Raw genomic sequence first — 14,227 nt, forward strand, 5'->3', positions numbered from 1 at the left:
TGTCACACCGGCCAGGTTTCGTTCGTCATGGCTTTGACGGAACAGACTGGAGGAATGTGACAATGGGTGAGAAAAATTGGCTGGCCGGAGAATTCGAAGCGAACAGGGCGCATCTCGCCACGGTCGCTTATCGCATGCTTGGCTCCCGCACGGAGGCAGACGATGCCGTTCAGGAGGCCTGGCTGCGGCTCGGCCGCTGCGACGCGGACTCAATCGACAATATGGGTGGTTGGCTGACGACCGTCGTGGCGCGGATCTGCCTGGACATGCTGCGCTCGAGAAAGACGAGGCGGGAAGAACCGTTTGACCTTCCGGTGCATGAACGGCTTGCAGACACGTCAAAGACAGTTGATCCGGAGCGGGAGGTGGCCTTTGCCGACTCCGTCGGCGTGGCGCTGCTAATTGTCCTCGAGACATTGGCGCCGGCTGAGCGCGTCGCCTTCGTGCTGCACGATATGTTCGATCTACCCTTCGACGATATCGCACCAATCATCAATCGCTCATCGGCCGCAACACGCCAGCTTGCAAGCCGCGCTCGCCGTCGCGTGCAGGGAGCGACCGATGTGCCGGAAGCGGATGCCGCACACAAAAGGACGATCGTCAACGCCTTCCTCGCGGCTTCGCGGCTCGGCGATCTCAACGCGCTGCTTGCGGTTCTCGATCCGCAGGTGGTCTTCACCCCCGACGCTGCGGCAATGCGGTATAATCCTTCCGTTCGCGAGCTTCACGGCGCATCAGCCGTCGCAGAGACCTTCAAGGGGCGCGCCCAAGCTGCCCAGCCTGCGCTCATTGATGGGGAGTTCGGGCTCGTGGTGTCCGTCGCAGGAGATTTGCGTGTTGTCCTGCTTCTAACCTTCGACGGAGACAGAATCGCAGCGATCGATGCCGTTGCCGATCGCGATTATCTTGACCACCTGCAATACGAACTGTTGGAACCATAGAAGCCCGGCCCCTGAAATGAAAAAAGCCGTCGCTTGGATCAGCGACGGCTCTTAAGGGGCAGGGAATAGCCCGAAGTTTCAGCAAAAGCTGCACATGGCAGCGGGGTTGTTGGAAATCACGTTCATAAACTTGCTCACCGGAGAGGGGCGCTGCTCACGCTTCTTGGCGGCCGTCTCAAGGAGACGCTTAAAATCGTCAATTTTCACGCCGTCAGCGCGGAGCACCATGGCGATCAGGGGGTCGCGAAGGGCTTCGGTAATGGTCAGGTCTTCTCTGGTCTTGCTCATGGTTTGCCTCCTTTCGTGGGCGGTAGCCCGTGTTCCACTCCGGCCGCGTCGCCGATCGACATTGACTTCCGCGAGGAGTGGTGTTACCGGTAAGTAACAATGCATTTGTTACCGATCGGTCACATGGATGTCAAGGACGTTGTCCGCAAAAAGATCAGAATCATTGAACGTGCTATCTCCCGCAAACACTGACGAGAAAATCCCGCCCCGGGAGCGTATCGTCTCGACCGCCGCCGAGCTCTTTCGCGAGCACGGCATTCGCGGCATCGGCGTGGATGCGATCGCAGATGCGGCGCTGACCAACAAGATGACTCTCTATCGCCACTTCGGCTCCAAGGACGAGCTGGTCTGCGAGACGTTGCGCCGCGCTTCAGAAAAGGCCGAGGCGATCTGGTGCGATCTCGAGAGTGCCCATCCTGGCGATCCGAAGGCACAGCTGCGAGCATGGGTCGAAGCGCGAACGCAGAGCCTTTGCGGCGAGCATGTCGGCTGCGATCTCGCCAATGCCGCCATCGAGCTCAAAGGCGACGGGCATCCGGCCTACGACGTGATCGAACGTCACAAAGCCGAGCAACGCGACAGGCTGGAAGCGCTCTGTCTTGCAGCCGGTGCGCGCGAACCGAACCTGCTGGCCGACACGCTGACGCTGCTTCTCGAGGGCGCTCGTGTCACGCGGCAAGCCATGGGCAACGATACATGTTGCAATCACTTCTCCAAGGCCTGCAACGCTGCCATGACCGCTTTTGCGTAGCGGCATCGCTCGATCGGCGGGAACCATATGCCTTTACACTCGTTTCGGACGATGTGGGAAGCAAAGGCATGAACTACAGTTACCTTCATCGTCTCTATACAAGGCGCGCCGAACTCGAGGCGAAGCTTGAGCTCTATGAGGCGCGCAGTTGCTTCGGCGATGAAGAGATCGATGACGGCACCGATCAAGAGTTGCGAGAGCGGATTAGCGAAGTATCAGCTGAGATCGAGTCGCTCGAACATTCGGGTGCAAGCTAGTTACTCGCATCCAAGAGTTGGATGGTGCGTTCATCAAACTCCCCCCGATAGAACAGATTGATTACGTTGTGAAAAGGCGATCCATGCTCGCTGACCGCGGCAAAGAGCGTCATCGACGACCGTAGCTTTAAATCATCGGGAGAGCCGAAGATCTCGTGCACGGTCCTGCCTTCGATGGCAAGCACGGCATCGACACAGCGAAGCAGCCGGCTCCCGAGAACAGGGTCGGCAAGATAGGCGGAGGCTTCCTCGGCCGATCGGATGGCGTATTTCTCTGCCATGAATGATGAGCCGAGGCCCGCGATCTGAGGGAAGATGAACCACATCCAATGAGACCGTTTGCGGCCAGCCTTCAACTCCGAAAGCGCCCGCTCATAGACGCCATTTTGTGCGTCCATGAAGCGGTTCAGATTGTAGTCGATCTCACCGGGCATCGCCGATCCTCCCCGTGCGCTTAACTATATCGCCGGGGAAGGTTGTCCATGCCCGGAGCGGGAGAGATCCTCAGCAGGATCTGTTCGGGTAAGGGCTATGCTCGCGGCAATAATCGACCGATGGCAACGATTCGGAGATTGATCCGACTGTTGCCGCGTCAAGGCCCGAGGCCATAGGGACACCAAAGTGGACCGTCAGCCCGGCAATGCCCAGAAGCACTAACGCTGCAAGAACAATGACCCGTTCTGATATTGAAGCTCCGTGTGCATTTACATGTTCGGCGTATTCGCGTTCACCCATGCCGTTCAACTCGTCATCTGTTGCGTGGTGGTGCACCACGTCGCCGCGCGCCGTGTTCCAACTCTCGTCGTTTGTCATTTTGTTAACTCCTACACTGATGCGTGCACCGGCATACGCTCGTCCTCGCGCCGGCAAAAAATGGCACGCAACGGGCATGTGTGTTTTCGAGGGCGCCGGTAGAAGAGCGGATCCACAAACGCAGTGTTCATAAAATCGAACCAATCGGTTTGATTTGACTTTAAGGACTTGGCTCGTCGACGAAATTCGGCTTAGTTCGGTCAGTCAGTCAGATTGCGGATACCCCCATGACGAAATCATTTGGCGCGATGTCCGTCGCGCAGCTTTCCGGGCTCATTCAAACGGCAGCTGTTGATCCGATCGAAGTGACGGAAGCCGTGATCGATGGCATCGACGCATATCCGGATCGCGCGGTTTTCACGGTAATCCTCCGGGATCGGGCACTCGAAGAGGCAAGGGCCTCATCGAAGCGACTGAAGGATGGCCGCTCACGTGGAATGCTGGAAGGCATACCGATGGCCTGGAAGGACCTCTTCGACCTCAAGGGGCGGACAACGACGGCCGGATCGACCGTTCTCGCAACCGGTCCAGCGGCGCAGGCAGACGCCCCGATCGTGGCATCGCTGCAGCAGATCGGCATGGTCTCGATCGGCTGCACCAACATGAGCGAGTTCGCCTTCTCCGGGCTTGGCATCAACCCGCATTACGGCACGCCGCAAAATCCCCGCAGTGGCGATCTTGCGCGTGTCCCGGGCGGTTCGTCATCTGGCGCCGGCGTCGCAGTGGCAGCCGGCCTCGTGCCGGTGGCGATGGGAACAGACACGGGCGGCTCGGTGCGCATCCCCGCTGCCTTCAACGGCATCGTTGGATACAAGGCAACACGCGGCCGCTACCCGATGGCGGGCGTTTTCCCACTGGCAAAAAGTCTGGATTCGCTCGGACCGCTATGCAGGACCGTCCAAGATGCCGTATGGATTGACGCGGGAATGCGCGGCGCGGCGTCTCCATCAATTGTGAGCCGCCCTGTCAAAGGGCTGGATATCGTGATCCCCGACAACGTGGTGTTCGATGGCGCGCAAGCCGGTGTTGTTACAGCCTTCGAGACGGCCATCGATTGGCTTGCGGCAGAGGGTGCATCGATCAGCCGGATCGCGATTCCTGCGTTCGATGAAATCCTGGGGCTGATGGCAAAATATGGTGCCCTGGTGACCGCAGAGGCTTTCGCGCTTCACCGCGAACGGCTGGCTGGGCCGCAAGCCGCTGAAATGGATCATCGCGTCGCCATGCGCATAAGGCTTGGTGAGAAGACGACGCTGGCGAACTATCTTGCGCTCCTCGACGCGCGAGAAAGGTTGATGGCAGATGTCGAGCAGCTCGTGGGCGAGAGCTTCGTTGCCTTTCCGACCGTTGCTCACGTGGCGCCGGCCATCGCGCCGCTGGAAGCTGACGACGATTTGTTTTTTTCAACCAACGGCATGACGCTGCGCAATACGATGCTCGGCAATTTCCTCGATTGGTGCGGCGTATCGATCCCCTGTGGGACGGGAGATGCCGATATGCCGGTCGGCTTCCTGCTCTCTGCGGTGGGCAAACGTGATGAAGCGCTCCTCAGCACGGCGCTGTCGGCAGAGGAGATTATCCGCGGCGAATTCATTTGAGCCAATGGCATTGCTCCCGGGGAGGAAAACATGAGTGAAGGCAATTTGGAGAACGGACGATTTGCAGTTTCGACATGGTCGCTGCACCGGCTGCTTGGGGCCGTTTACCCCTATAGCCCCGATCCGGAGAAAAGTGCCGCGCCTAAAGAACCTTATGGGTCGGGGCGCTGCTCGCTCCTCGACATCCCGGGGCAGCTCGCCGAGCGCGGCATTGGGCGGCTCGAACTATGCTCGTTCCACCTCTCGAGCCTGGAGCGCACTCATCTGGCAGAAATGCGCGCCGCGCTTCAGGACGCCGGTATCCTGCTGCAGACGCTGCTCGTCGAAGATGGTGATCCAAGCCATCCAGAAACGGCTGCGCGCGATATTCAATGGATCGCCGGCTGGATCGAGATCGCGGCGGCGCTTGGCGCCAAGCACATGCGGGTGATCGCAGGCAAGCAGGCGCCGACGGCAGAAAACCTCGAACGTGCGGCACAGCATCTGGGCTGGCTTGCAAAGCAGGTTGAAGACAGCGGCGTTCGCATCGTCACCGAAAACTGGTTTGCTCTTCTGCCTTCTCCAAAGGAGACGAACTGGCTTCTCGATACGTTGCAGGGAAGCGTCGGTCTGAACGGCGATCTTGGCAACTGGGCTGCGCCGGAAAAATATGCCGGGCTTTGCGACATCATGCGACGCGCGGAACTTTGCCACGCCAAGGCTGACTTCAATGGATCAGGGCTCGACAGGGCTGATTATGGCAAATCTCTGGAAGCGTGTCGGGCGGCAGGTTACAGCGGACCCTATACGCTGATTTACGATTCACCATTTTTTACCGATGAGTGGGATGGCATCCTGCTTCAAAAGGCTTTCATCGAGGAATTTCATCAGCAAAAGCAGCGCGCGGTTGGCTGAACCGCGAAAGGAGCATGGAATGACTGGCGCAACGACGATCGACGGCTTCGCAAAGCGGATCAGAAGCGGTGAAGGCGGATTAATATCCGCCTGGATCGGCATTCCCGATCCGCTCTTCGTCAATCATCTGGCGCAGGAGGCATTTGATGCCGTTGTGTTGGATATGCAGCATGGCGTTTGGGATATCGGATCGGCTGCCGTTGGCATTGGCCAGGGCAGGCTTGCCGGAAAACCTGTGCTTGCCCGCATTCCGCTCGGGGATTTCGCATCCGCCTCGCGCCTTCTCGATATGGGCGCCTCAGGCATTATTGCGCCGATGATCAACTCGGTGTCGGATGCCGAGGCCTTCGCGAAGGCCACCAAGTATCTGCCGCTCGGCGAGCGTAGCTGGGGGCCGACCCTGGCAATGAACCACACGGGGCTTTCGGCAACGGAATATCTCGCGACCGCGAACCTGCAGACCGTGGCGATTGCCATGATCGAGACGCGCGCGGCCCTTGATGCCGCAGATGAAATCATGCGTGTAGACGGTATCGACGGTATTTTCGTCGGCCCGTCCGACTTGTCGATAGCACTGTCAGATGGAGCGAAGGTGGCACCCGATACGGCGCAGGTCGACGGCGTTCTCAAGCATCTGATCGCCCGTTGCCGGGCTCACGGCAAATTCGCCTGCGTCTTCGGCAGCAACGGCGAGCGGGCCGGCGAACTATTGAAAATGGGTTTCGATTTCGTCATCGCCGGAGCCGACACGCAGCAACTCCGTTCTGGAGCCGCAAGCGCGATTGCAGCCGCGCGTCGAGTTCAGGCAAGCTGATCTATTTGACGGCGAGCCATATGACGTGACGCGCGCCACCGCGCTTGCCGTTGGCGCGCGTGTTGACCGCCTCGACGGCAAAGCCGCATTCGCCAAGCCGCCGGGTGAAACCGGCGTCCGGCCCTGATGACCAGACCGCGAGAACGCCGCCGGGTCGCAGGGCATCGCGCGCAGCGCGCAGACCCGCAAAATCGTAGAGGCGATCATTGGAGCGGCGCGTCAGGCCATCAGGCCCATTGTCGACGTCAAGCAGGATGGCGTCGAATTGCGTTTTGCTTCGCCGTACCAGTTCGCCAACATCGCCCTGGTGAATGGCGACGCGTGGATCGTCGAGGCAACCCTGAAATACCTCTGACATTGGGCCGCGTGCCCATCGCACCACCGCCGGTACGAGTTCGGCAACGATGATCGATGCATCCTGCGGCAAAACGGAAAGGGCAGCACGCAAGGTGAAACCCATTCCGAGACCACCGATCAGCACGTTCGGACGCGCACACCCCTTGATCTTTTCACGGGAAAGCGTCGCGAGCGCCTCCTCGGAGCCGCTCAGTCGGCTGTTCATCAGCTCGTTCGAGCCCAGCATGATCGAGAAGTTGCTGCCTCGCTGCTTGAGGCGCAATTCGCCGCTTTCTCCGGGAATGGGGGCGGAATCAAGTTGAATCCAGGGGAGCATGTCTGTCGTGCCTCGCGTTGCGCGGTTCCCCTAGCACAGAAATGGCAGACCCGCGAACCTGGAAGCAGGCTCGCGGGTGGCTGCAAGGGTTTCTTTCAGTACCTCTCAAGGCAAGCTTGGCTGTTGCCTTGGACCCCACGGCGCTGTGGCGGGCATCGCGTCCATTGTATATTGCCTGACCCCGTCGTACTGCCGGTCTGGAACGTGTCGAACGGTATCGCGAATCCACCGCTCGGTGCCTCGTCTTCGCGGGAAGTCCCGAGCGGCGGCGAACCGTCGAAGCGGCCGCTGCTGTCCATGCCCATATTCGCTTGCGCAAAGGCCGAACCGGCGAAACTGAGGACGAGGACTGAAGTCACTGCGATAAGCCTGCGCATGATCGAGATCCCTTCACGTTGATGCAATTGTGAGTATAGCGCGCCGTTTGATTTGCGCCAGCGGCTCGAGGGGGATATGGCGTTGAAATCGCGCGATATCTGGGTGACGCCTGGCGATTGCCATATGCTGCGGGACAGACCGTGCTTGAATTCTCTCCCAGTGTTCCAGATTGCCTACAAGGCACGCGAATGGAGGCGAGCATGGGGAAGGATCGGAAGGCAGTGTTGGTGCGGATATCCGGTCGGGTCCAGGGCGTCAGTTTTCGCGTTTGGACACGCGCCCGGGCTGAACAGCTCGGTCTGGTGGGCTGGGTCCGCAACGACTATGATGGATCCGTGAAAGCGCTCATCGCCGGCCCGGAGACGGCTGTCTCGGCGATGTTGAAGGAATTCTGGAAAGGACCGCCAGGCGCGTCGGTCGTTGCTGTCGAAGTGGAAGTGGCATCTCCTGTGGCCATACCCTCCGGGTTCCAGATCACAGCGTAGCGACGCCGACTGAAGGCGAAGAGAATGTACCTGCGAATGGGCCAGGTGCCCCCTTGATGAGCGAGGAAAGCCGTCTGCGCGCCTGAGGCATTGTTGCACTCTTCCAACAGTCGCGACTTAGCGAGAGCTCAAAATTACAGCAGTCGTCTCCACTCTCCCTGGAGGCGAATCATCAAAACGCGCTCGCCATGCGCGGCGGCATGGCTCTAACGTATTGGAGGCACGTCGAGATGTGGTTCTCCAGTGCGTCCGCGGTCTTTACCGCTTCCTTCCATCTGACATCGAACGGCGCGGGCCCGCCTTACCGACCCGCGATCCACGAACAATTGGCAGTGGAGAACGGGTGGACGCGTGACGCGGGCCGCACATTCGTTGCTACACTTGCGTTGCTGGAGACTCAGCAAGGTCTCTAAAAACTGAAGAGTGTGACCATGTCCTCATTTCGTTTCATCCATGCTGCCGATCTACATCTCGGGAGCCCTATGCTGGGATTGGCGTCGAAGGATGCAGATGTTGCTGCCCAGTTCATTGAGGCGACTAGGAACGCTCTCTCTACGCTCGTCAACAGGGCGATTGACCTGGCCGTCGACTTCATCGTCATCGCGGGCGACATTTACGACGGCGACTGGAAGGACAACAAAATAGGCTTGTTCTTCAACCGAGAAATGGCACGGCTCCAACGAGCGGGAATTCCCGTCTATCTTCTGCGCGGAAACCATGATGCGGTGAGCGTCGTCACGAAAACGATCACACTTCCCGACAACGTTTTTGAGTTTCCGACAAATCGTCCAGGGACATTCCGCATCGATCGCCTCAAGGTCGCGTTGCATGGACAAGGCTTCGTCGAGCGATCAGCTACCGAGAACCTTGCGATCGGATACCCGCGGCGAGAACAAGGGTGGTTTAATATAGGCGTGCTCCACACCTCTCTTTCGGGACGAGAACCGCATGCCCCGTATGCTCCCTGTTCTGTCGACGATCTCCGCTCACGTGGTTACGATTACTGGGCGCTCGGGCACGTTCATCAATTCGAGGAAGTTTCTGCCGATCCGCCGGTCATCTTTCCGGGAAATCTTCAGGGGCGCAGCGTTCGAGAGGTCGGTGCGAAAGGCGCGGTGCTCGTGACTGTCGGAGACAGTCACGTGGAATACGAGCGGATCATCGTTGACGGTGCGCGCTTCTGCGAAGTGAAGGCAATGCTCGAACCGCATCACAGCATGATCGATATCCTGCAGATGGTGGAGCGAGCTGGTAGAACCTGCGCAGACGAAGGCGAGGGAAGGCCGCTTGCAGTTCGCGTCCGATTGAGTGGTCACTCTGAGCTGCAGAGCAATTTTGTCGTCAATCGGCATCAGTGGCGGGATGAGATCCAGGCCTCGCTTCATCGTGCGCACGAAAACATCTGGCTTGAAAAACTAGAAGTCCGGCTTTCGACAGGGCTCCAAGACAAACCGAGCGGCGATGCACATGCTGGACTGGATCTCAGAGAGCTCGTCAAGCTTTCAGACGACGGGAAGGAACTCCTGCTCGAGGCGCAAGCCCTGATATCCTCGATCGCAGTTAAGCTGCCAGGCGGAGCCGCTGCAGATGAATCGCCGTTGGAAGTGAGTGCCGAGGCACTGCTCGAGGAGGCGAAGCAATTGCTTTTCGCCCGCACTGAGATGGGTCTGTGAATGCGGTTCGATACACTCGACATCATCCGATACGGATCCCTGACCAACAAGGTTCTTCCTTTTCGGCGGAACGCGTCGCTGCATCTGATTTTTGGACCGAACGAGGCGGGAAAGTCCTCTGCGCTCCGCTCGATGTCGGATTTGCTCTTCGGCTTCCCGCATGTTGCAAGGGACGACCATCTTCATGACGCGACGACCCTTCGTGTCGGAGCTTCGCTCTCGTCTCGCAACGGCAGCGAACTCACCTTCCGTCGTCGACGCGGTCGAAAGAATACGCTTCTCGATAACTCCGATGATGAGCGCTCGCTCCCCGAGGATGCACTGCAGCCATTTCTGGGCCCCGTGGACAGAACCGTGTTTGAAAGAGCATTCGGCTTGGACCCGGATCGCCTCCGAGCCGGTGGTGTGGAGATGCTCGAGCATGACGGAGAGATTGGAAGTTTACTGTTCTCGGCGGCTTCCGGGCTGACGGGATTGAGCAGTCTGAGACTGTCTCTCGATGCTGAAGCCGAAAATATCTTCGCTCAGCGACGGTCCAAGGAGCGACTGTTCTACCAGGCGTTGGACAGGCATGATGATGCTCGCAAACTTGAGAAGTTGCATGAGCTTCGCGCGGGCGACTGGAAAAAGCTGATAGAAGAGGCAACCCACCTGGAAAGGGACCTCGCCGAAGTCCATGCTCGACGGACGCAAGTCAAATTGGACCTGCACGCACTGACACTGCGACGCTCGCTCGAACCGCTGCTGCGAGAAATCGATCTCGACGTCAATGACTTGGAAGGGTTTTCTGATCTGGAGCATGTGCCAGCCAGCGCGGAACCGAAGCTGGACGCTGCGCTCGCATCTCATCAGGAGGCTCAGAAAACCGTTACGTCCGTACAGGAGGAAGTGTCACGGTTGGTGGATGCGCTCGCGGTAAGCACGGTGAATGACGAGATCCGTGAAGCTGCCGCGCGTATCCGACAGCTCTACGCGGATAAGGGTATCTACCTCAAGGCGAGGGAAGATTTGCCGCGCGTCATCGCTGAGGCTCAGGAATTCGAAGCTAGACTTGGCCAATTGGGCAAGCGGTTGGGTATCGACACAAACGATAAGTCGTTGGCTGACCAGCAGCCTACGGACGCAAGTCTCGCGCTACTGAGAGCGCTCACGATGGAAGGTCGAGAACTGAGCCGATCGCTCACCACCTTGGAGAAGCAGCTCATTGAAGAAACCCAATATCTGAATGAGTTGGAGAGAAACCAGCGCCTCGGCTCCTCGATCGACACGAAATTCTTCACCGAGCGCCTGGTGGCAATTCAGCCCACCTTAGTGGAGATCGACAAGATCGATTTGCTGACCGTGAAGCTCGCCCGCACGACGGCGGACCTTTCAGAGGCGACGGCTCGGCTCGTTCCCAGCGTCGACGACCTCGATGCGGTATTAGCCGCCCCGTTGCCTGACCTGAATGCGTTGACGGAATTGCGGAAGCTGGAGGATGAAGCTGCGACAGGCGTCCGCGATGCCACATCACGTTTGAATTCGGTCCGGAGCGAGCGGCAAAACATCATCCGCGAAATAGACGGGCTGGAGGGAGCGGAGAACTTGGTTACGAGGAGCGACATCCTCAATTCGCGAAGTTCAAGGCAAATTCTCTGGGACAAATACCGGGACGCTCCAACTGCGGGCGCGGGCTTTGCAGTGCAAGCTGCAATGAACGAGAGTGACAGGCTCGCTGATCTAGCGTTTGCAGGAGCAGAGCGCGTTGCTCGCCACAGTCAGCTTAAGGCACAGCTGGCCGAGAAGACTCATCTCGTGGACGATGCGGTTCAGGCGGAAGCCATCGCACAAGAGGCACATCGTCAAACCCAATCCAAACTCGCGCAGCTATTCCTCGATGTGCCCGTCTCACCCACAACGACGGGGCAGATGATTGAGTGGCGTCGCTCCATGACGGAGCTGGAAAGGCAACGCCACACACTGTTGGAGTTGCAAGACGACGTCACGAAGCTTCGACTGGCCGAGCAGCGGATTTTGCCCGCGCTGGCATCTATTTGCGATGAGGCTGGTTTCGAAGGGGCAGGAAATCTCCCCGCCGTTGCCTTGGGCCGTGCGCTGGATCGGCACCTCAGCAAGCTGGCGGAGCTTTGGCAGCAAGGACGCACGTCAGAAATCAGGCGCTCCGCGGCGATTGACAAGATCAATGACCTGGATGAGCAAAAGCGCAGAGCTAGGCTTTCGATCGAGCAATGGCAGAGCACACTCTCTGATGCAGCCGCCTTGTTAAAGGTACCTTTTAACGCGACGATTGAAATGATTGAAGCCGCTTTGGAAGTCTGGCGCGAGGTTCCGGAAATCGTTGCGCAGCGGAACAATCGCCAACGGCGGGTCGACGGGATGAAGCGAGACATCGCTGCATTCGAGGCGACCGCGGCTAAGCTCGTCAGGAGTACCGCTCCGGACCTCGCAGGCCTTTCTGTCGATGCGGCCGCCGACATATTGCAGGAGCGCGCGCAGGACGCGGAGGCTTCCTATCGACATCGACGTGCAACAGAAGAACAGCTCACGCAGGCGAAAGCACGTTACGAACGGTGTTTCGCCGCCCTGCAAGATGCGAAAGAACACCTTCAAGACATTTCCTCAGGGTTGCCTGACGCTGAAAATCCCATCGAGTTGCGCCTCCGTCTAAAGCGACGCAATGAAGCTCTCGAGAGGCTTTCTTCAAGCCGCAGGCGCTTCGCCGAAAACGCGGAGGGGCAATCTGAAGACGCGGTTCGAGCGTCGTTGACAGATTTCGACCGCACAAAAGCAGGATTGGAAATCGAACGTCTGCAGAAGGCCGATGCCAACCATTTCGAGGAGTACGGTGAGCTCTCCGCGCGGCTGGCCGAAAACGCGCGGCAGCGCCGTGAGCTGGAAACGGGAAAGACCGCTGAGCACGCCGTGTTCGAGCGCCTTTCGGCCGAAGAAGAGGCGAAGGAACTTGCTCGCCAATGGGTCGTGCTAAAGCTTGCGGCACGCGTGTTGGGTAGTTCGATCGAGGCCTTTCGTGAAACGCAAACCGACCCTGTCATGAATAGGGCAAGCCTCGCGTTTTCGATGCTCACCGGCGGGGGATTCAGCCGGCTGGTTCAGGAGTATGGCGAAAACGATGTGCTTCATCTCATGGCGGAGCGTCCGACGGGAGAGCGGGTGCCGGTGAAAGGTGGATTGAGTGAGGGTACCGGTGATCAGCTCTATCTTGCGCTTCGCCTGGCCTTTCTCGAGGATTATTGCCTGAAGAACGAGCCAATCCCGCTGATCGCTGATGATATTTTCCAGACTTTCGACGATGACCGCACCGCGGCTGGATTGAAGGCGTTGGCGTCTACCTCCAAAACATTCCAGACAATATTGTTCACGCACCAGCGGAGCGTAGTCGAGATTGCACGGCGGGAATTGGGCGAGGGTCTTGATCTCATCGCCATGTGAGGGCAGGCGTCGTGGCGTCCCAAAACTTGGATCAATGCGAAGCGTTCTAGCGCTCGCCATCTGCACTGAGGCACCGAGCGCTGGAATACGGCAGCTTTGGATTTGTTCTGTGCCCCGCGAAACCGCGGGGCCAGAGAGAAGACGACCGAAGCTAGGTGAACGCTTCTTCGTCAGTGCGATGGCGGAGGAGCAACCTCGTCCTCGGACGGGGCAGGCGTGTCGACCTCGTCAATCGGCGATTGGTAACGGTAGGAGCGAACACGAGGGGTTGACCTCTCCAGGTCGCGGCGGTTGGGAGCGCCACGCTCGGCAAGGTCGGTTGTTTCGCGATCGGTGTCGGGAGCAGGGGCGAGGGCGTCTTCCGAGAAGGTAGAGACTGCTCGACCGCCATCCCAGCCTTCATCACGCCACAGGTCTGCACGCTCGTCCATGTCGATGCTGCCTTCGTCATCAAGGATGTCGTGGGCGCTTTCATAGCTCTGATCATCGACCTGAACCGATACGAGGAAGCCACCTCGGCGCAGTCCTTCGGCATAAGCGGCGCGATCTTCGTCCGGGAAAAACCAGTCGGCGAGGCCCGCCCAGAAGCCGCTATGATCGGATCGGGCGACATCGCCTTCCGTTTCGTATCCGGGCATGAAACGAATGCGCTCGTTGGGCATGCCGATGTCCTCCAATCTCCTGATCGCACTCTCGGCCTTGCTGCGGTCATCGAAGAACGCGCTTAAGGTGCAGAGAGTTTTGCTGGCAAAACTGCCTGATGCTTCGTTGTGAATGCTGGTCATGTTTTTTCCTCCGCGAACTAGGGATCGGCGACACGCCATCTGCGGTGAAAACCTCGTCGAACGAAATCTGTTCCTCCGCCATGGTCCTGATGATCGATTTAGGAGCATAGGCAAGACCGAAGGCCCACCTGAGCGAGGAGGACGACCCGGCTGCGCGCATGGAAGGGTTGTCCGTTTTAGTCTTCCGCGTTTGCCGCTGATCCAATAGCGTAACCTGTCTATCGGTGGCGGCGTCCCTGCCGCGGAGCATCGATGACGTCGATCGAGGACGTTACCGATGCCATTCAAATTGCCGAGATCATTTTCAAGACTGCTGAAATCGCAGAAGGCGTTTCGCAAGCTGGTTGCAAAGGCGCTACGCACACCGACCCGCACAGCATCCAGGAAAACAAAAAGGCCAGCCGCTACCAAGCCTGCACTCAGTGAA

Annotated in this window: 15 protein-coding genes and 1 pseudogene; 11 read left to right on the forward strand and 5 right to left on the reverse strand. The window is 58.8% G+C overall.

The features are described from left to right. The first annotated feature begins 62 nt into the window (after nucleotides 1–62). The gene (locus tag BSG20_RS22455; protein ID WP_072378464.1) at nucleotides 63–941 is read left to right on the forward strand and encodes a sigma-70 family RNA polymerase sigma factor; all 879 of its coding nucleotides are present in this window, start codon (nucleotides 63–65) and stop codon (nucleotides 939–941) included. A 78-nt stretch (nucleotides 942–1,019) separates the two neighbouring features. Here BSG20_RS22455 and BSG20_RS22460 read toward each other — a convergent pair whose 3' ends face one another. Next, a complete protein-coding gene (locus tag BSG20_RS22460) occupies nucleotides 1,020–1,229 on the reverse strand; it encodes a hypothetical protein (protein ID WP_072378463.1) in 210 nt (69 codons plus the stop codon). Between the two features lie 127 nt (nucleotides 1,230–1,356). On the opposite strand from BSG20_RS22460, the gene BSG20_RS22465 reads away from it, so the two are divergent. Together BSG20_RS22465 and BSG20_RS22470 are read left to right on the forward strand one after the other, a co-directional pair. Beyond that, nucleotides 1,357–1,980: a TetR/AcrR family transcriptional regulator gene (locus BSG20_RS22465; protein ID WP_072378462.1), complete on the forward strand. Its 624-nt coding sequence runs from the start codon at nucleotides 1,357–1,359 to the stop codon at nucleotides 1,978–1,980. A 68-nt stretch (nucleotides 1,981–2,048) separates the two neighbouring features. Next, nucleotides 2,049–2,237 carry a hypothetical protein gene (locus BSG20_RS22470; RefSeq protein WP_072378461.1) on the forward strand — a complete coding sequence of 63 codons (189 nt, stop codon included), beginning with the start codon at nucleotides 2,049–2,051 and terminating at the stop codon, nucleotides 2,235–2,237. On the opposite strand, the gene BSG20_RS22475 is transcribed toward BSG20_RS22470, so the two are convergent. Further along, nucleotides 2,234–2,671: a DUF1810 domain-containing protein gene (locus BSG20_RS22475; protein WP_072378460.1), complete on the reverse strand. Its 438-nt coding sequence runs from the start codon at nucleotides 2,669–2,671 to the stop codon at nucleotides 2,234–2,236. The genes BSG20_RS22470 and BSG20_RS22475 overlap by 4 nt on opposite strands. A 70-nt stretch (nucleotides 2,672–2,741) precedes the next feature. After that, a complete protein-coding gene (locus BSG20_RS22480; protein ID WP_072378459.1) occupies nucleotides 2,742–3,050 on the reverse strand; it encodes a hypothetical protein in 309 nt (102 codons plus the stop codon). A 227-nt stretch (nucleotides 3,051–3,277) separates the two neighbouring features. Between BSG20_RS22480 and BSG20_RS22485 the strand changes: the two genes are divergently transcribed. From BSG20_RS22485 to BSG20_RS22495, 3 genes are read left to right on the forward strand one after another with little or no spacing between them, the layout of a single operon-like run. After that, a complete protein-coding gene (locus BSG20_RS22485; RefSeq protein ID WP_072378458.1) occupies nucleotides 3,278–4,648 on the forward strand; it encodes an amidase in 1,371 nt (456 codons plus the stop codon). 30 nt (nucleotides 4,649–4,678) lie between these two features. Continuing rightward, on the forward strand, nucleotides 4,679–5,542 hold the full coding sequence (locus BSG20_RS22490) for a sugar phosphate isomerase/epimerase family protein (RefSeq protein ID WP_072378457.1): 864 nt from the start codon (nucleotides 4,679–4,681) through the stop codon (nucleotides 5,540–5,542). Nucleotides 5,543–5,561: 19 nt separating this feature from the next. Then, nucleotides 5,562–6,356 (forward strand): HpcH/HpaI aldolase family protein, encoded by a 795-nt coding sequence (locus BSG20_RS22495; protein WP_072378456.1) that lies wholly within the window; start codon nucleotides 5,562–5,564, stop codon nucleotides 6,354–6,356. Nucleotide 6,357: 1 nt separating this feature from the next. On the opposite strand, the gene BSG20_RS22500 is transcribed toward BSG20_RS22495, so the two are convergent. Further along, nucleotides 6,358–7,029: a spermidine synthase gene (locus BSG20_RS22500; RefSeq protein WP_072378455.1), complete on the reverse strand. Its 672-nt coding sequence runs from the start codon at nucleotides 7,027–7,029 to the stop codon at nucleotides 6,358–6,360. 578 nt (nucleotides 7,030–7,607) lie between these two features. Between BSG20_RS22500 and BSG20_RS22510 the strand changes: the two genes are divergently transcribed. The 4 genes and pseudogenes from BSG20_RS22510 (at nucleotide 7,608) to BSG20_RS22525 (ending at nucleotide 13,015) form a co-directional block, all read left to right on the forward strand. Continuing rightward, complete coding sequence (locus BSG20_RS22510; protein ID WP_072378453.1) at nucleotides 7,608–7,892, forward strand: acylphosphatase; 285 nt, start codon at nucleotides 7,608–7,610, stop codon at nucleotides 7,890–7,892. A gap of 431 nt (nucleotides 7,893–8,323) precedes the next feature. Further along, nucleotides 8,324–9,565 (forward strand): metallophosphoesterase family protein, encoded by a 1,242-nt coding sequence (locus BSG20_RS22520; RefSeq protein WP_072378451.1) that lies wholly within the window; start codon nucleotides 8,324–8,326, stop codon nucleotides 9,563–9,565. Beyond that, nucleotides 9,566–10,177 (forward strand): annotated as a pseudogene (locus tag BSG20_RS38885) (ATP-binding protein); the annotation flags it as partial. 285 nt (nucleotides 10,178–10,462) lie between these two features. Next, a complete protein-coding gene (locus tag BSG20_RS22525) occupies nucleotides 10,463–13,015 on the forward strand; it encodes an ATP-binding protein (protein ID WP_244551818.1) in 2,553 nt (850 codons plus the stop codon). 170 nt (nucleotides 13,016–13,185) lie between these two features. On the opposite strand, the gene BSG20_RS22530 is transcribed toward BSG20_RS22525, so the two are convergent. Then, nucleotides 13,186–13,800 carry a hypothetical protein gene (locus BSG20_RS22530; protein WP_072378449.1) on the reverse strand — a complete coding sequence of 205 codons (615 nt, stop codon included), beginning with the start codon at nucleotides 13,798–13,800 and terminating at the stop codon, nucleotides 13,186–13,188. 252 nt (nucleotides 13,801–14,052) lie between these two features. On the opposite strand from BSG20_RS22530, the gene BSG20_RS37630 reads away from it, so the two are divergent. Further along, entirely contained in the window at nucleotides 14,053–14,226 is a 174-nt protein-coding gene (locus BSG20_RS37630) for a hypothetical protein (RefSeq protein WP_244541380.1), read from the forward strand. The last annotated feature ends 1 nt before the right edge of the window (nucleotide 14,227 follow it).

Origin of the sequence: Rhizobium tibeticum (genome assembly GCF_900110205.1) — a bacterium.
Classification (GTDB): domain Bacteria; phylum Pseudomonadota; class Alphaproteobacteria; order Rhizobiales; family Rhizobiaceae; genus Rhizobium; species Rhizobium tibeticum.